The following is a 17036-nucleotide window of genomic DNA, read 5'->3' on the forward strand; positions in this document are numbered from 1 at the left end:
ATCTCAGCTGTTAACATCTTTTAATTGTTCTTCGGTATATATTCGAATATCTTACCAGACTCCACGACATGGATGAAATTCATTAGCCATTTATAATAATTCTTCGCATATTCTAAGCGCTCCATATCGCGTTCAATTCTCTCTTTTAGTTCTTCGTCTTCTGTAGCATCATATAGCTTTCTTAATTCCTCTAACGTCTCTTCAGCCTCTTCGATATTTGATTCTGTATTCTTTCTCCATCGATTGCCGAATAAAGAAGTAAACGATTTATACCAATCCTCCTCGGAACGATACAAATCTTTACGGATTCCCTTTCTAAAGGCGGTTTCCACCATTTTCATATCGGATAATGCTCTTACTCCCGTAGACATACTTGTCTTACTCATTTCAAGAGCTTCTCGCATATCATCTAATGTCATCGGCTCATCAGAAAAATATAGAACCCCATATAATCTACCTATGGATGACGTTAAGCCATACAGGTTCATATTCTTCGCTATTGTTTGGATGAACTTTTCAATTGTTTCTTCATGTTTTTCCCATTCTTTACTATCTTTGTCCTCTGTCACCGGATGTACCTCCATTTATGCTTGATATACGAAGCCCAACACATGATATAAATAAGCTATTTCATCTCGTATGATCCAATCGATTAGCTTTCTAACTAGTAACTCGTATACGTTATTTTATTACTAATTTTCTACTAAGGGCACAGTATTTGTCAACCGGATTAAGTTCTTATTATCCATTCTCGATGTGATATCCAATTTGCATGTAAACAAAAGGATTTGATGCTGCTTTGATATCTCATTTAGAATCGAAATCATTCGATCATATCTTACCACATCAAAGTGAACAAACGCATCATCCATTATAAATGGCATTCGCAAGCTTTCACTCATTACGAGACTAATTGCTAATCGGAGTGCCACATATAATTGATTTATTGTTCCTTGTGACAATTCCTGTACCTGAAAACGAATATGGTCAACTCGCTCCACTACAAAAGGCTTATCCTCTACTGGTGGATAAACTTTGATATAGACCTGATTGGTTAATAGCTGGAAAAAATGTGTTGTCTTTTCCATTACTTTAACTAAATATTTATCGCGAAAGTTTCCTTTCGTCTCCGTGAGTAACTCTTTTGCTACTTTATGAATAGCCCATTCACGAGCAAGCTTCCTTAACTTTTCCTTTTCCTGCTCAAACTTATGGATCATTTGCGAATACGTTTCGGAGGCTTCTAATCGCTTGATGTCTAGCTTCAATTGGGCTAATTGATTACGTTTCTTTTCCCTTTCTTCCTCCAATTGTTGGATTTCCTGAAGAATCTCCGTCACTTCTAGCTCGATATTGCTAAGCTTTGGTGGACAAGCTACTATCTCTTCCCATCTTTCCTTCGTAAAAAAGCTAGAATACTGTGCTTTTATTTGCTCACAATGATTCACAAGTTCCTTTTGCTCTTTTAACTCTCTCGCTTTCAAATAATACGCTTCTTCATCCTTTACATTGGCAACCATAAAGAGCGAATTCATTTCTTGTTCTAACGTGTCACACTTCATTACTATTTCATTTAATTGTTTCTCTACTTCCCTTAACGATTGTTTCGTTTGGTGAAGCTGTTTTTCTCGCTGTCGATATTGTTCAATCCCTAGCTCTAAAAACTCTAGTTTTGCTAATAGTGTTCGAGGTGTATTTTCAAAGTGATTTCTTTGAAAAAATCGATTAATCGTCTCCTGATAGCTTTCTAGTTCTAGATTATGCTCATGTTCTTGTATTTGTAATTCATTTACTTGTTTAACATCCTTCAATAATCCTCTTAATGAATGAAATAGCTCCTGCCAGTATACCACCTCAACATGAGAGAGAAAAGTAAATATATGTCTTTGATTAGCTATTTCCTTTTCCAATTCCAATTCTCGTTGTTCCAATAAGATTTTCTGTTCTCTTAATTGGTTCAGCGTAATATCAGAATCTCTTAATTTATCCTCTAATAATTCAATATCTCGTAAGTTTTCTCGATTTATTTCAAGGATCTTCGCAGCCTTCGCTCTTTCATCCTCGGTAATCACGATATTGTCGGATTGTGGATGAATAGTCTGTCTGAGCATTACTTCCATATGATGAATCGATTTTTTACCATAGATCCATTGTGTGACTCCAAAAAGTAGGCTCACAGCAGTTATACTAACATATACATAGTCTTTAAGCACGAATGCTAGTATACCGAAGAAAGTAACAATGAAAACACTTAAGCTTAAGAAAAGCCCTATCCGCTTATTCGTTTGTTGCCTTGTCTTGCTCCAATTTTTTTGTTTTTCTATATGCTCCTTTTGTAAGGCATGAAGTAATTTCGTTTCTTTATATGCTTCCATTACTTCCTCAAGCTCTTTTCTTTCCTCTGGCTTAAGTAAGGATAACTCAATATCTTGTAATTCTTGTTCTAGTCTATTCTGTTTTGCTTGTTGAAGCTGTATACTATCCTTGTTTACCTCTAGCTGCTGCTTTAAGCTCTCGAACGTCTGTTTCAAATCCGCCCACTGCTTTTCCAAATGGAACGGAAGAGAAAGCTCGGCTAAGTCATCTTTGTTTAACCCAACATTTAATTCCGTTATTCCTGAATTAATCCCCTCATCAAGTGTTTTTATTTGCTCTTGAATTTTGAATAAATTTTCCTTCACTTTTTGATGATCTGCAAATTTGGAGCAAACAGCTACCGCTTCTTCATATGGAAAATCATTATTTTTGTTTTGTAATTCTTTTAGTTCTCTAATAAGCTTTTCTCTATTTCTTTCTAAAACATTCCTTTCACTTTTTAGAGGATACCATTTATCTTTTAATGACTCTAGCCGTTCTATTCCTTCCTCAGGAAAAGGAATTTCTTCTGGTAATTCGTGTAGTCTTAGCTGATATTGCTTGTATGCTTCAACTTGTGGTAAGGCTTGCATCAGTTTATCCAGCTGGTACTGAGCTTGTTTATACTCCTTCATTTGTTGTGTAACGTGTTCAATATCGGTTTCCAGCTCTATAATGGCATTCTTTTTTTCCCGGTAGGTGGATTCTTCATTCTCTAGCTCATGTAACTGTACATGAAGTTGTTCAAGCTTCACTAATTGTTGATTAATTACAGGATTTTTTCCATAGGGCTTAAAGTAATCACTTATTCGTTGGTCGAGCCTTTTTTCAATAGAATGTATTTTCGACGATCCTGTGAGACCAATTCCTAGTAATATTTCACTAATATTCTCTTGCTTTACATCTTGTAACCTGCTCAAATCAGCAGCTGAGAAAGAGAAGATCGCTTGATAGGTTTTCTCATCTATCCCATGTAGTTTATCACGAAGCCAATTTTCATCATGTTCTTCCCCATCCGCTGTATGGCATATTGCTACTCCATTTCGCGTATCAGCTAATCGTTCAATTGTGTAAATGCCCACTTCAGGATCAAAAACCGTCAAACTCCCACCCATTTTACTACTTGTTTTCGGTTGATAAAATCTGCGCTGTTTTGGTGGCATTCCAAATAACATAAATAAAATAAAACGCTGCAGAGTAGTTTTCCCAGACTCATTTTCTCCATATATTATTAAAAATGAATCTTTACTAAAATCAATATGATAATCAACCCATTTTCCGAAACCATAAATAGTTGCTTGGAGTAGTTTCATTAAAGCATCACTCCTTCATAAGCTCATGTAAAACAAGCTCATAAGCTTCCTTTTTAATCTGTTCTTCCATTTCCTCCGATAAAACATCCAAATACTTTCTCGCTTCTTTATGTTGATATAAGTCTGTTAGGTGTGAAGCTGATGAGAAATGGTCTACGTTCATCGTTAGTTCGCCGAGAAAATGCTCCCCTCTCAAGTTATTTGGTAAGGCTATGTTGGTATATTTACTTGTATAACGAAAGATATAGATCCAGTTTTTCTGTTGGCTAAAGCTCTCATTCCACATCTCTACTATTTCTTGTAATAGATTTTCATTCTTCCATTCAAGTATTGTATCTTTGTTGCTGTGTAACTCCAAGTCAACTAATAGGGGTAATGCAACATCTAACTCTTTCAGTTGCTTTGTTATTCGTTGTTCAACCTGATGAATCGTCTCACATTCTGACACATCTATTGTTACGTGACCATATTGTATTGCGTTTAATGCAATAAATTCGAGCGTTTGCTTCCCTTTGACCATCTCAACGTAATAACACCCTTTTTCATCCGATTCCTTCCTATTTCGCCCTTGAATATTCCCCGGGTATACGACAGAAGGATTCTCCTTTAATACCGCTCGTTTATGAATATGACCTAGTGCCCAATAATCAAAATCCTTTTCTAGAAGCTCACCTAGTTTAAATGGTGCATATGTATCGTGTTCGGTGATACTTTCTATACTTCCGTGGAGCATAGCAATATGGAAAGGAATTTGCTCGTCTATTTTTTTATACTGATTCACCTTGTTCTCCACTACCGCTCGTCGCTCATAACTAAATCCATAGATAGTAGCTAATGGAATATGATCTTTTTCATACGTAAAGGAGCGTACCTGCTCATCAGGGAAGACATGAACATTCTCTGGATAGGTAATGGGATACCGATTCCCTTCTACATAATCATGATTACCATACGATACATACACATCAATGTGATGGCGCTGTAATTCTTCGAAGGCGTTCCGTAAGCTAATCTGTGCTTTTAAACTTTGCTTTTCATTATCAAATAAATCTCCCACTAACAAAACAAAATCTACTTTTTTCTTAATGGCTACAGCTACTAAATTATTAAGTGCTGTAAACGTACTTTGCCGTATCTCTTGGAATACTGTTTCATTTACATCCGATAATCCTTTAAAAGGGCTATCCAAATGTAGGTCCGCTGCATGAATAAAGGAAATCTTCTTTTCCAATATCATCCCTCCTCTTTCATTTTATTCTATCAAATCCCAAAGACGAATGCACGTTCGTAGTTAGATCCACAAAATTTCTCCATAGAAAAAACCGCTTTAATTAGCGGTTTTATACTACATACGCCCTCCTAGTCTATCATTGTATTCCTCTAAACAATCATTATTCTTTTCTCGTCAACAAAATAGCTTTTTTAATATCTTTAAAAGAACTAGATTTTCCGTACATTAACACGCCACCTTTATAGACCTTCGCACCAACAATAGCAAATAGAATAATGGTTCCAATTAAAATTCCTACAGACAGAAACACTTCCCAGATTGGAATATCCAAAATACCAACACGAATAAACATAAGCATTGGTGCAAAAAAAGGAATAAACGATGTTATCGTTACAATGGAAGATTCAGGAGCGTTCATTCCGAACATCGCTAAGAAAAAGGCAACTGCAATTAATAAGATAATTGGTGTAACCATCTGATTAGCTTCCTCTACTCGACTAACTAACGATCCAAGCATAGCCGCTAATGTGGCGTATAATAAATATCCGAGTAAGTAAAATAGTATACCATACAATAAAATGGATAAAGAGGCATCTTGTAAGCCGAACGAGCCTAGAAATTCACTTAGCTGTTCCCCTTTTGACTGCAACATCATATAAGCAAATAATACAAAGATAAATATCTGTGTTAGACCTAATAAAGCGATTCCTATAATCTTCGCGAACATATGGGTAATTGGCGAAACACTAGAAACTAATAGTTCCATTACTCGAGAGGACTTTTCTGTTGCTACATCGGTTGCTATGAGAGAGCCGTACATGATGACACCAATATAGAGTAAAATCAGCATCACATAGACAATACCCTGTGCTTGATTCATTTCCTCTGCTGATTTTCCACTCTCATCTAATGCAACTGTATCCATCGCTATCGGTGAGAAAACTTCATTTATAGCTACTTGATCGATTCCTAATTGCGCTGTAGCTAGAGTTGTCTTTAGTTGTTGCAGCTGCTGCTGAACCTCTGTTTGAAGTTGACTATCAGACATATTTTTCGCATAAAAGGTAGCCTCTGGTAATCCTTCTTCGTTTAAATCAAGTGTAATTAGCGCATCATAGCTCCCTTCAATAACTAATGCTTTACCCTCTTCCAGTGACTGGGTGAAAGGTTCCAAGATAAGTTCATCATTATTTTCCTGTATGATCATCAAATCGAATAGCTCACCTGATTCATCTAGTACAGCAATAGTATCTTCATCTTCTCCAGCAAAGGTTAGAATAATCGATTCAAAGTTTACTAACAGAACTAAAAAGGCAAGAATTAAAGCAGTACTAATGAAGAATACTTTAGTTTTTAATTTGGATAGATACGTATGAGTTGTCATAATCCAAAACTTATTCATAGTGAGCACCTACCTTCTCGATAAAGATATCGTTTAGGGATGGTTCTTCTAAATCAAATTTCCGCACAAAGCCCTTCCCCTGCAGTTCACGAAAAATAACCTGTGATACTTCCTCATCGGTAATCTGTACTAAACAGCCTTCTATCGTCTGCTTGTAGTGGACTACACCATGAATAGTCTTTAAAAAATCTAAACTCATATCAGCATGAATAATTAAGTTTTTCTTACCAAAGGAGCGTTTAATCTCACGTAATGCCCCTTGCACAACTGGAGTTCCTTTATGTAATATACATAGGTGCTGACATAATTCCTCTACATGTTCCATTCGATGGGATGAAAAGACAATCGAAGTTCCTTCATTTTTCAAATCGAGAACGGCTTTCTTCAACAACTCTACATTGATCGGATCTAAACCCGAGAATGGTTCATCTAATATTAATAGCTTCGGTTTATGGATAACGGCTGAAATGAATTGAATCTTCTGCTGATTCCCCTTAGACAGCTCTTCAACCTTTTTGTCAATATATTCGGGTACCTTAAATCGCTCTAACCACGCTTCAAGCTCCTTTAACGCATCACGTTTTCCCATCCCACGCAAACGAGCTAGATAAATAATTTGCTCCCTTACTTTTAGCTTGGGATATAGTCCTCTCTCTTCAGGCAGGTAACCTATCAAACTACTTTTATCATAATCTATCTTTTCCCCGTTCCATGTTATCTCCCCAGAAGTCTGATCAAGTAATCCAAGGATCATACGAAATGTAGTCGTTTTTCCTGCACCATTACCTCCTAGAAACCCGAACATTTCGTTCTCTGGTATTTCTAAGCTTAAGTCGTTAACAGCAGTATGTCCGCCAAATCGCTTGCTTACATTTTTTATTAGTAATGTCATCGTAATTCATTCACTCCTTTCTATTCCTTAGTACTATAATAGGCGGCAGCAATTCCCATGATGATACAATGAAGAACATATAACGCATTTATCAAGAAAAAGGCAAATCCAATACCATCAAATATGATGACAACCGGTGTAGCTATTAGCATAATGACTAGCATAATATCCCACGTGCGTCCTTTCGCTTGATTATTTACCTGATAATAACGCTCATCATAGCGATGTTTTTTCTTTCCAATTCTTCGTTGAATCAAGAAAATGATTAGCATGAATAAGTAATTTAAAGCTAAAATGAATACAAGCCATGGTGCTTCTAAAAAAGTTTGACTAAACATGGTATACCCCCAGGTAAATTATTATGAGTTTTTGAAATGATAATAAAGTGCTGATCCCCCTACGGAAAGAGTGTGTAAAAAGAACACCCCCATGAGGAAAAAGTAACTAAAGGAGACCCCTTCCACAATTAATACAATTGGGATAGAAATAATCATGATAATGAACATAATATCCCAACTCTTAGCCTTTGCCCGGTTCGTTTCATATTGATTACGTTCATCATCATAATGTGCTTGCTTCCTAATTCGCCCTTGGATTAAGTAAGCTATTAATAGCCAAATAAATGTGCCTAATAACATAATGATTACCCATGGGTTCTCTAATTCACCTAACATTCTCATCCCCCTCAAAAATAAATAATTCTTCTATGCTACATTCAAAAATTTGTGCTAATTTATGAGCAAGTACAAGAGAAGGCTTATACTTTCCCTTTTCTAATGAGATTATGGTTTGCCTCGATACTTTTAAAAGCTGTGATAAATCTTCCTGAGTCATATTTCTTTCTGTTCGTTTTTCACGAATTAATGTTTTCATACTATCTCCTACTTCATGTAAAGTTGACTTCACGTAAAGTGTACTATACATCAAGCATCAAAGTCAAGGGCACTTTACATTTTACATTCTATCCATCTATATAGAAGGATTTTTATAATAAAAGTCGAATAGTAAACAATAAGAAAAACTTCAGGAGGGAAACGATGAAGACATATGTATTAACTGTTTTTGATAAATCCGGGGAGAAATTATTGGATGAGTCATTTCAAGCTGCCAATGATCAAGAAGCAAAAAAACTAGGAGAAGAACGACTTGCGCAAAAAGGTTATCAGGAGCATACACATCGATGTGTTTCACCAGAGGCAAAGCTAGTATTGTTCCACCGTTAATAGAAATTACACTCAGAAGGTTAGCTAGTACTTAAAATAACGCGGCGTAAAGTAAAAATAGCGCGGAAACCTTCGGAAATCGCGCCGGAATAACAAAAGTCGCGCAATATGGAAGAAAAATAGCGCGGCCTTCATTAAAAGTCGCGCGACACATCCATAATGGCGTGACTTTTGATGAAGGCCGCGCAAAATACTACAATTCTCTCGCGACTTTATCCGTTTTATTGAGAAATCGACAGATGGGGAATTACCTCCGCATACTACTCTGATTACTGTTCATTCCAAATTATTCATATTCTCATTTACCGGCAAAGCTCGGTTTCCTTTTCTCTAAAAACGCGAGTACTCCCTCCTTATGATCCTCCGTACTTCTCAGCTGCCATTGGTTCTCTTTTTCTCTTTCTAAATAATAATTTAATGTTTCGACATGCAGGTTGTGATAGGTCATTTTCGTTCTAAGCATTGCCTCAAGTGGAGAAGCAAGTAACCGCTGCCCAAGATTAGTAGACTCTTCCAATACATCCTGTTCCGTTACAATATCTACTAGTCCCATTTTTTTTGCTTCAGTAGCTTTAACCTGTCTTGGATTTCCCCAAATAAATTGCTTCGCTTGCTGTGTCCCAAGGCGCTGTTCTACCCAGAAATGCCCCCCGCCATCAGGAGCTAAACCTACTCCAATAAATAACATCCCAAATTTAGCCTCTTGGTGTGCGACAACATAATCAGCAGATAGTGCTAAGCTTAATCCTAATCCAGCAGCTGAGCCTTGAACACTGGAGATGACGATCTTCGGCATCATGTAAAGTTTCCGCACAATCTCAGTAATCGTGTCCATAACACGATCAAAGAACGCTTTATTAGCAAAGTCCTTCATCATGGCAATATCGCCACCCGCACAGAAGGCGTTCCCATTCCCAGAAAGAATAACAATTCTGTCATTATTCTGTTCCACTTTTTCAAGTGTCATTAGAAGTTCTTCAAGCATTTCCTTATTGAGTGCATTATATCGGTCTGGTCGATTTAAGGTAATATGCGATACGTGCTGCTTACTTTCCAATGTCACAAACGTCAATTTCATTCCCCCCTCATTTATCTAGAACGTGCTATTACATTATTCGATAGACAAGGTGATAATTCCTGCTATTATGCTGAAGTAGTACGTAATTTAAGAATTAAAAAAAGAGCCAGGATATTTCTCCTCGCTCTTTCATATATTAACCCTGTTGAGAACCGTATAGTTCTTCTAGTGGCTTCGTAATAATTTGGCTAATTTCATTAATTACCATATTTAAACGTTGCTCATGTTCCATTAATTGTGAAATTGCCTCATGTTGTTGGACTAATTCCACTACTTTACGGGCATTGTCAATCTCTTCTTCGGTAATTTCTTGACCTTGCATTTGTTTTTGTTGTAGTTCCATTTGTGTATCACGGAAATCTTCAAATGTTTTCTTTGCTGTTGGATCTCCCATAACCGCTTCAAATGCGTCCTTTAGTCCTTTAAATTCCTCACTATCACGAATCGCCTTTTCTAAATCATAGGCGCTATCATACATATTAGACAAAACAAATTCCTCCTTGATTAGATTACCCCCACTATATCAAACGTAACGGGGTATGTATACTAATAGCTATTAACTTTTGATTATAAAGTTAATTGACACTAGGTGAACTATCTATACGGGGATTTCGCAAGGCTAACTGGCGACAAGCAGACTTGGTTATATATTTTTACTGACATAAATGGTACTTTTTTAAATAGCGATTAAATTGGTATAATTAATGTAACTCTAATGAAAATGAGGTTTTTTAATTGATTGATAATTTAAAAGCGTACTTTCCTTCTCTCGAACACTATACAACCATTCCAGCAAAATTAAATAATAGCTTAAAATGGTTCCTAACTTCAGACTCTCAATTAGTCGGGATTCATCCAGATGAATTACAGGAGAAAGATTTACTTCTATTAAGTACTTTTCTGACTCCATATCATAACTTGTTTCCATCTATGACAGAAGAAGAAAAGCAATGGAAAAATTGGATTCATACTGATGAGTATCCTAATAACAATTCTACCTTTCGATTTGTCTACTTCCAATTGCCATCCAAACAAATCGAACTATCTGCATTTAAAAGTGCTATTAATCAGTTATTTGAAAGAGAATTTCCTATTTTATGGGAAAACGAACAGGAAGGTATTATCATCGAATCGTTTAATCGTGAATTAGAAGATACTATTTCTTATAAGGAAATTATTGATATTCTAATCAGTGATTTATATATCAATATACGCTTTTTTGTAGGTCCTTATTTCCATTCGAATGAAGGAATAAAAAAATATTATCAACAAATTAAAGCTGGGGCAAAGCTATCGTTTAAATGTTCACAGCTCCAAGTTATAACCTTTTTAGAGGCTATTCCGCATATATTAGTTGATCACGCTGATTCTTCCTTTAACAAAGATTTACCTAATTTAATCTTACAGGAATTTCAAGATGACAAAGAATTCATTACAATGATGGAAGTTTTCTTCAAGAGTAATTTGAATGTCTCTGTCGCTGCCAAAAAACTTTATATGCACCGAAATAGTCTGCAATACCGCATTGATAAATACTATGAAAAAACTGGGATTGATGTTCGTATATTTCATCAAGCACTTACCGTATATTTGGCCATTCTAGCGTTAAATAAATAACTTTATGTAAACATGCACAAAGAGCAGCCATATCTTTGTGCATGTTTACTATTTTGTCCATTCGTCCTATTTACTATAATTAATTCAGAACATAAAAACGCTTTCATTTCTAAGGGGGACTTGTACATGGCTGAATTACGCTTAGAACACATTCAAAAGAAATATGATAAGGACGTAGTAGCTGTTAATGACTTTAACTTACACATTCAAGATAAGGAATTTATTGTCTTTGTTGGACCTTCTGGATGTGGTAAATCCACTACACTTCGTATGATTGCTGGTCTAGAAGAAATCACGGACGGGGAGCTATACATCGATGATAAGAAAATGAATGATGTCGCTCCTAAAGACCGTGACATTGCAATGGTATTCCAAAACTATGCCCTATATCCGCATATGAATGTATATGATAACATGGCCTTTGGATTAAAACTACGTAAGTTTAAAAAAGACGAAATTGACAAACGTGTACAAAACGCGGCAAAAATTTTAGGTCTAGAAGCATACTTAGATCGTAAACCAAAAGCTCTTTCTGGTGGACAACGTCAACGTGTTGCATTAGGTCGTGCGATTGTTCGTGATGCAAAAGTATTCTTAATGGATGAACCATTATCAAACTTAGATGCGAAATTACGTGTACAAATGCGTGCAGAAATCCAGAAGCTTCACAAACGCTTGCAGACAACTACGATATATGTAACCCATGACCAAACAGAAGCAATGACGATGGCTACGCGCTTAGTGGTAATGAAAGATGGCGTTATCCAACAAGTCGGTGCACCAAAAGAGGTTTATGATAATCCTAATAACGTATTTGTTGGTGGATTTATTGGCTCACCTTCCATGAACTTCTTTACAGGAGTAGTAAAAGGCTCTGAATTTGTAATGAATGACGTAAAGATTAGAATCCCAGAAGGAAAACTAAAGGATCTCAAGGCAAAGGGTTATGTAGACAAGGAAGTCATTTTAGGTGTACGTCCAGAGGATATTCACGATGAGTTAATATTTATCGAATCCTCTCCTAATACTAAAATATCAGCTTATATTGACGTAGCGGAATTAATGGGTGCAGAAACATTCTTATACTCGAAAATAAATGAGCAAGATTTCATTGCTCGTGTGGACTCAAGAACTGATATTAATGGCGGAGAAACGATAGACCTAGCACTGGACATGAACAAAGTACACTTCTTCGACGCTGAAACAGAAGAAAGAATAAAATAATATATCAAAAATTGAGCTCGTTATTTTTAATAATAACGAGCTTTATTTTATTTCCAGACATATATTTTGTTAATTTTAGGGAATTATTTCAATAAATTTGTAAATAATACAGGTAACAATTATACAAAAGGAAAAGCCAACTAGGACTTTTCCTTCTATTTTAAGGAGCTTTACTACTCCTAGCCATTATTATTGAGTTTTTCCAGACATTTGTTGTTGAGCTGTTTGTACTAGACGCTTAGTAATTTCTCCACCAACAGAACCGTTAGAGCGAGAAGTATTGTCAGCACTTAGCGTAACACCAAACTCAGAAGCAATCTCATATTTCATTTGCTCAAGGGCTTGTTCTACTCCTGGTACTAGTAATTGGTTTGAATTGTTATTGTTAGCCATATTTATCACCTCCTGCACTAGTTAGTGTGAACAGAACATGTTATCTTATCACAAGAAATGAATGGCAATAATAGGTTTTTATGAAAAATAGAAAGCTAAAGGGAAAGCCAAAGACTTTCCCTATTAGAACGGTTTTTAAAAGGGGGTCTCCCCCCCTTATAGCCAGTCATTATTGAATTCTACCAGATAATTGTTGTTGAGCAGTTTGTACTAAACGCTTAGTGATCTCCCCACCAACAGAACCGTTAGCACGAGAAGTAGTATCAGCACCAAGGTTTACACCAAACTCAGAAGCGATTTCAATTTTCATTTGTTCTAAAGCTTGTTCAGCTCCAGGTACTAGTAATTGGTTTGAGTTATTGCTGTTGTTGTTAGCCATGTTTATCACCTCCTGTAATTATATTGTGAGCAGAAGTAAAAAACTTATCACAAAAAAACATTGGTAAATTGTGGTTAACTATATATGTATATAATTCGCTGGTTAATAACGTTTTAGATAGGTATGGAGCATTGATTTAGTGGCAAATAAATGGTTATTTTGGTGAGGAAAGGTATACTAAAAAAGGAATCCCACTTGACGGGATTCCTTTTACTTTATTTTGGATGAGTCATTTCTCTCGGATTCACATATTGGTCAAATTCTTCAGCAGTTAATAAGCCTAATTCAATCGCAGTATCTTTTAACGTCGCGTTATCAGCAAATGCTTTTTTCGCGATTTTAGCTGCATTTTCATACCCGATATGAGGGTTTAAAGCTGTCACAAGCATAAGTGAATCATTAAGATATTTATCGATTTGCTCTAAATTTGGCTCAATTCCTTGTGCACAACGCTCATCAAATGACAGCATACTATCAGCTAATAGCTCACATGATTGTAAGAAGTTATAGGCAATGACTGGTTTAAATACGTTTAGTTCAAAGTTTCCTTGGCTCGCTGCAAAACCAATTGCCGCATCATTTCCCATTACTTGAGCCACGACCATCGTAACCGCTTCGCTTTGGGTTGGGTTTACTTTACCTGGCATAATAGAGCTTCCTGGTTCATTTGCCGGAATAGTAATTTCACCAATTCCACAGCGCGGACCACTAGCTAACCAGCGAACATCATTTGCAATCTTCATTAAGTCCGCAGCAAGCCCTTTTAATGCACCATGGGCATAGACTGTTTCATCATGACTTGTTAAGGCATGAAATTTATTTTTTGCAGATACAAAATCTTTTCCAGTGTAATTACTTACCTCTTGGCAAACACGTTCAGAAAACTCTGGATGTGCATTTAATCCTGTACCAACAGCTGTTCCACCAATCGCTAATTCTTTTAAGTAAGGTAAGCTAGATTCAATCATACTTTCCGATTTCTCTAGCATACGATGCCATCCACTGATTTCTTGTCCAAGTGTTAATGGTGTTGCGTCCTGTAGATGTGTTCTACCAATCTTAACAATATCCGCAAAAGCTTCCATTTTTGTTTTAAATGTTTGTTTTAACTGACGTAATGCTGGTAATAAAACATCTTCAAGCTTTAATACTTCCGCAATATGCATGGCAGTTGGATATGTGTCGTTAGAGCTTTGTGATTTATTTACATCATCATTCGGATGTAGTGTAAGCTCGCTACCTTGTTCTTTTAACCATTTATTCCCAACATGAGCAATCACTTCATTCATGTTCATGTTCGATTGTGTACCACTACCTGTTTGCCATACTACAAGTGGAAAATGCTCATCTAATTTACCTTCAATAATTTGTACAGCAGCATATTCAATTGCTTCTGCTTTTTTTTGCTCCATTAATCCAAGATCACTATTTGCTTTGGCAGCACTTTTCTTTAAGATTGCAAACGCTTTTATAATTTCAGTTGGCATTGTTTCATTTCCAATTGGAAAGTTCTCTTTACTGCGCTGAGTTTGAGCACCCCAGTACTTGTCAGCAGGAACTTTCACTTCCCCCAGTGTATCATGTTCTATACGATATTCCATATGTATTTCCTCCCCAGTAATGATTGTCTTTCCTACTCTATTGTACCAAATTTTTTAAAAATGAGAATTAAATTCAATACTCCATTAACAAAAAGTTATATTTTTATGTGTATCCAGATTAATTCACAATATTGTAATGCCTATTAAATTGGATTGCCCTTATAATGGAAATATCATTATTTTTATTAGGAGGACTTTATATGCCTAATATTTGGACCCATATGCTCTTTTGTGAGGAAGTAATTGACTCAATAGGTGTTACGAAGTCAATTCCCAAAAATAGCTATATTTTAAACTTAGGTGCACAAGGTCCTGACCCATTCTTTTATTTCAATTTTTGGCCATGGAAAAAAGATGGCTCCGTTAATCATATTGGAAACCTCCTGCATACTGAAAAATGTGGCGAATTCCTTATCGATTTAATCGGTTCTGTTAAAGGACAATCTGATGAACTAAAATATTATACGTTTGGATTTGTGACACACCATATATTAGATCGAAATGCACATCCATATATCCATTATAAAGCTGGGTATGAAGGAAATAATCATTCTAAATTGGAAATTATCATTGATACATTGATGATGGAACGGTATAAAAACCTAAAAACCTGGAAAACACCAGTTTATAAGGAAATCCATTTAAATAAGCAATTAAAAACGGACATAGCAGAATTGCTTTATCAAACAATCAAAAAGCACTTTCCAAACCAGGAACAGAACACAAGGAAGAATATTATTAAATCATTTAATGATATGAAATTAGCACTGAAAATCTTAGCAGATCCACATGGGTGGAAAAATAAACTACTCCATTCTATGGTCTCCTCTTTTTCTCATCAGCCAATTTTAGATCATAAAGATTATTTGAATTTAGAACATAACACGTGGTACCATCCTGCAACAAATGAACCTAGTCAGAAAAGCTTTATTGATTTATATGAGCAGGGTAGAATTGAAGCGGTTGAGATTATGAAGAAAGTAATAGGCTATTGGCAAAACGATGGCACAAAGTTGGAGGAATTAGCGGTATCAATTGGGGATATTTCTTATGATACGGGGTTACCTTTAAATCGTAATTTGCAAAATCAATTTTGTGATCCGATTATTTAAAATCCGTAACTAGGATGTAACAACGTTTTTTTAAGTTAGAAAAGCAAAGAATCGTCCGCCCTACTTTGGAAAAATAGTACTATTCAGAGTAGGACGGCTAATGAGTAAGAGTACTAGATGTAGTAAACCTTCCTGCTATCTTTTGTCGAGGAGGTTTTAGATGGGCCCAGGAGAGGAGTGCTTGCGACCGAAAAAAGAATAGATAAGCCCGCGCAAAGACAGCTTGCGCCCGACTAGTAAACACAAGTGTACCTAAGGATATCTACGTATGCCCTATCCTTTTACTTGAATCCACGAATAGTTCTGGAACTAGTTTGTAAATTATTCCCTAGTTCTTCGGTTTAATTTCCCAAATCATCTATGTCATACTTTTTTCACCTATCCCACTAATTTTTGTGCCTTATAACGCCCCTATTTTATCGACTATTCTATATAATTTCCCTACTTTGTTTATTTGAAATTTATGGTAGTATATAAATACAGGAAAAATTTAGTAATCCATTACCATTACGAGGATTATTATAGAAATGTTAAGCAGTTACGCTTTAGTGGCGGGAGAATAGTTCCCAGCTAAATGCTACTTTCCACTAGCCACTCTGAATAATGAACCAAATGAAAAGAGGGATTCACCTTGTTAAAAAAAATTTCAATGTTGCTATTAACCCTGGTGTTAGCAATTGTTACTTTATTGATAGCGGCTTCCAAACCAACAGGACCTAATACCGTTTCATTCGATGATCCAGTCGGTCTATGGACATCTCTTGGAATGCTAATCGTGTTATTTTTACCACCATTAATTTTATCGTTATTTAATCATCTTGCAGTAAAGATTATCTCCGCTATTTATCAAGGGTTTATTGTTTTGACTTTTTTCGGTCTAATCCTAGTAGGATTAATCCTTCCTAGTGTTCCAATTATCGTTTTAGGACTTCTTGGCGTTGCTACTAGTATTTGTAGTATCATTGTTACCGTTTCAGTAGGGTTGAAGAAGGAGAGATTACTTACAAATTCATAACCTTTTCAAACCAAAGGTAGAGTTATTCCCGAATAGTACCTAGAAACGAATTACCAGGAGAAGGAAAAGAATCGATAAGTTGATAAAAAAACACGGATATGCAATCTGAATTTCGTTATAAATCTTTTCCTTTTCCAAGCCATGGACAGCACTTGTCCTCCTTATGATAGGCATTATCAACAAACTAAATTTGCAATATGG

Annotated in this window: 18 protein-coding genes; 5 read left to right on the top strand and 13 right to left on the bottom strand. The window is 35.9% G+C overall.

Annotated elements, in window-relative coordinates; genetic code table 11:
- Positions 1-20: 20 nt before the first annotated feature.
- The 8 genes from KGF86_RS09980 to KGF86_RS10015 all read right to left on the bottom strand — a co-directional run bounded on the left by KGF86_RS09980 (position 21) and on the right by KGF86_RS10015 (position 8066).
- Positions 21-569: a GbsR/MarR family transcriptional regulator gene (locus tag KGF86_RS09980; RefSeq protein ID WP_343221445.1), complete on the bottom strand. Its 549-nt coding sequence runs from the start codon at positions 567-569 to the stop codon at positions 21-23.
- A 123-nt stretch (positions 570-692) separates the two neighbouring features.
- A complete protein-coding gene (locus tag KGF86_RS09985; protein ID WP_211741743.1) occupies positions 693-3668 on the bottom strand; it encodes an ATP-binding protein in 2976 nt (991 codons plus the stop codon).
- 7 nt (positions 3669-3675) lie between these two features.
- Complete coding sequence (locus tag KGF86_RS09990) at positions 3676-4899, bottom strand: metallophosphoesterase family protein (protein WP_211741744.1); 1224 nt, start codon at positions 4897-4899, stop codon at positions 3676-3678.
- A 160-nt stretch (positions 4900-5059) separates the two neighbouring features.
- Complete coding sequence (locus tag KGF86_RS09995) at positions 5060-6301, bottom strand: ABC transporter permease (protein WP_211741745.1); 1242 nt, start codon at positions 6299-6301, stop codon at positions 5060-5062.
- Complete coding sequence (locus KGF86_RS10000; protein WP_211741746.1) at positions 6294-7193, bottom strand: ABC transporter ATP-binding protein; 900 nt, start codon at positions 7191-7193, stop codon at positions 6294-6296. The genes KGF86_RS09995 and KGF86_RS10000 overlap by 8 nt, the downstream gene beginning before the upstream one ends.
- Positions 7194-7213: 20 nt before the next feature.
- Complete coding sequence (locus KGF86_RS10005) at positions 7214-7531, bottom strand: DUF2178 domain-containing protein (RefSeq protein WP_211741747.1); 318 nt, start codon at positions 7529-7531, stop codon at positions 7214-7216.
- Positions 7532-7552: 21 nt separating this feature from the next.
- A complete protein-coding gene (locus KGF86_RS10010; RefSeq protein WP_211741748.1) occupies positions 7553-7867 on the bottom strand; it encodes a DUF2178 domain-containing protein in 315 nt (104 codons plus the stop codon).
- Complete coding sequence (locus KGF86_RS10015) at positions 7857-8066, bottom strand: helix-turn-helix transcriptional regulator (protein ID WP_186869315.1); 210 nt, start codon at positions 8064-8066, stop codon at positions 7857-7859. Before KGF86_RS10015 ends, KGF86_RS10010 begins: the two co-directional genes overlap by 11 nt.
- A gap of 164 nt (positions 8067-8230) precedes the next feature.
- Between KGF86_RS10015 and KGF86_RS10020 the strand changes: the two genes are divergently transcribed.
- Entirely contained in the window at positions 8231-8416 is a 186-nt protein-coding gene (locus KGF86_RS10020; RefSeq protein WP_186869314.1) for a YhzD family protein, read from the top strand.
- A gap of 298 nt (positions 8417-8714) precedes the next feature.
- Here KGF86_RS10020 and KGF86_RS10025 read toward each other — a convergent pair whose 3' ends face one another.
- A complete protein-coding gene (locus tag KGF86_RS10025; protein WP_211741749.1) occupies positions 8715-9488 on the bottom strand; it encodes an enoyl-CoA hydratase in 774 nt (257 codons plus the stop codon).
- A gap of 142 nt (positions 9489-9630) precedes the next feature.
- Positions 9631-9981: a YlbF/YmcA family competence regulator gene (locus KGF86_RS10030; RefSeq protein WP_186869312.1), complete on the bottom strand. Its 351-nt coding sequence runs from the start codon at positions 9979-9981 to the stop codon at positions 9631-9633.
- A 248-nt stretch (positions 9982-10229) separates the two neighbouring features.
- Here KGF86_RS10030 and KGF86_RS10035 point away from each other — a divergent pair, with 248 nt between their 5' ends.
- Positions 10230-11111, top strand: coding sequence for a PucR family transcriptional regulator (locus KGF86_RS10035; RefSeq protein WP_211741750.1), 882 nt, complete (start codon positions 10230-10232; stop codon positions 11109-11111).
- Between the two features lie 126 nt (positions 11112-11237).
- A complete protein-coding gene (locus tag KGF86_RS10040; protein WP_186869310.1) occupies positions 11238-12335 on the top strand; it encodes an ABC transporter ATP-binding protein in 1098 nt (365 codons plus the stop codon).
- Between the two features lie 189 nt (positions 12336-12524).
- On the opposite strand, the gene KGF86_RS10045 is transcribed toward KGF86_RS10040, so the two are convergent.
- From KGF86_RS10045 to fumC, 3 genes are all read right to left on the bottom strand, one after another.
- On the bottom strand, positions 12525-12728 hold the full coding sequence (locus KGF86_RS10045; RefSeq protein ID WP_186869309.1) for an alpha/beta-type small acid-soluble spore protein: 204 nt from the start codon (positions 12726-12728) through the stop codon (positions 12525-12527).
- Positions 12729-12897: 169 nt separating this feature from the next.
- On the bottom strand, positions 12898-13107 hold the full coding sequence (locus KGF86_RS10050) for an alpha/beta-type small acid-soluble spore protein (RefSeq protein WP_186869308.1): 210 nt from the start codon (positions 13105-13107) through the stop codon (positions 12898-12900).
- 215 nt (positions 13108-13322) lie between these two features.
- Positions 13323-14708, bottom strand: coding sequence for a class II fumarate hydratase (fumC, locus tag KGF86_RS10055; protein WP_186869307.1), 1386 nt, complete (start codon positions 14706-14708; stop codon positions 13323-13325).
- A 200-nt stretch (positions 14709-14908) separates the two neighbouring features.
- Here fumC and KGF86_RS10060 point away from each other — a divergent pair, with 200 nt between their 5' ends.
- Both KGF86_RS10060 and KGF86_RS10065 read left to right on the top strand, forming a co-directional pair.
- Complete coding sequence (locus KGF86_RS10060; protein WP_211741751.1) at positions 14909-15820, top strand: zinc dependent phospholipase C family protein; 912 nt, start codon at positions 14909-14911, stop codon at positions 15818-15820.
- Positions 15821-16451: 631 nt separating this feature from the next.
- Complete coding sequence (locus KGF86_RS10065) at positions 16452-16835, top strand: hypothetical protein (protein ID WP_186869305.1); 384 nt, start codon at positions 16452-16454, stop codon at positions 16833-16835.
- The last annotated feature ends 201 nt before the right edge of the window (positions 16836-17036 follow it).

It is taken from the genome of Ornithinibacillus massiliensis (assembly GCF_018310345.1).
Taxonomy (GTDB): Bacteria; Bacillota; Bacilli; order Bacillales; family Amphibacillaceae; genus Ornithinibacillus; species Ornithinibacillus massiliensis.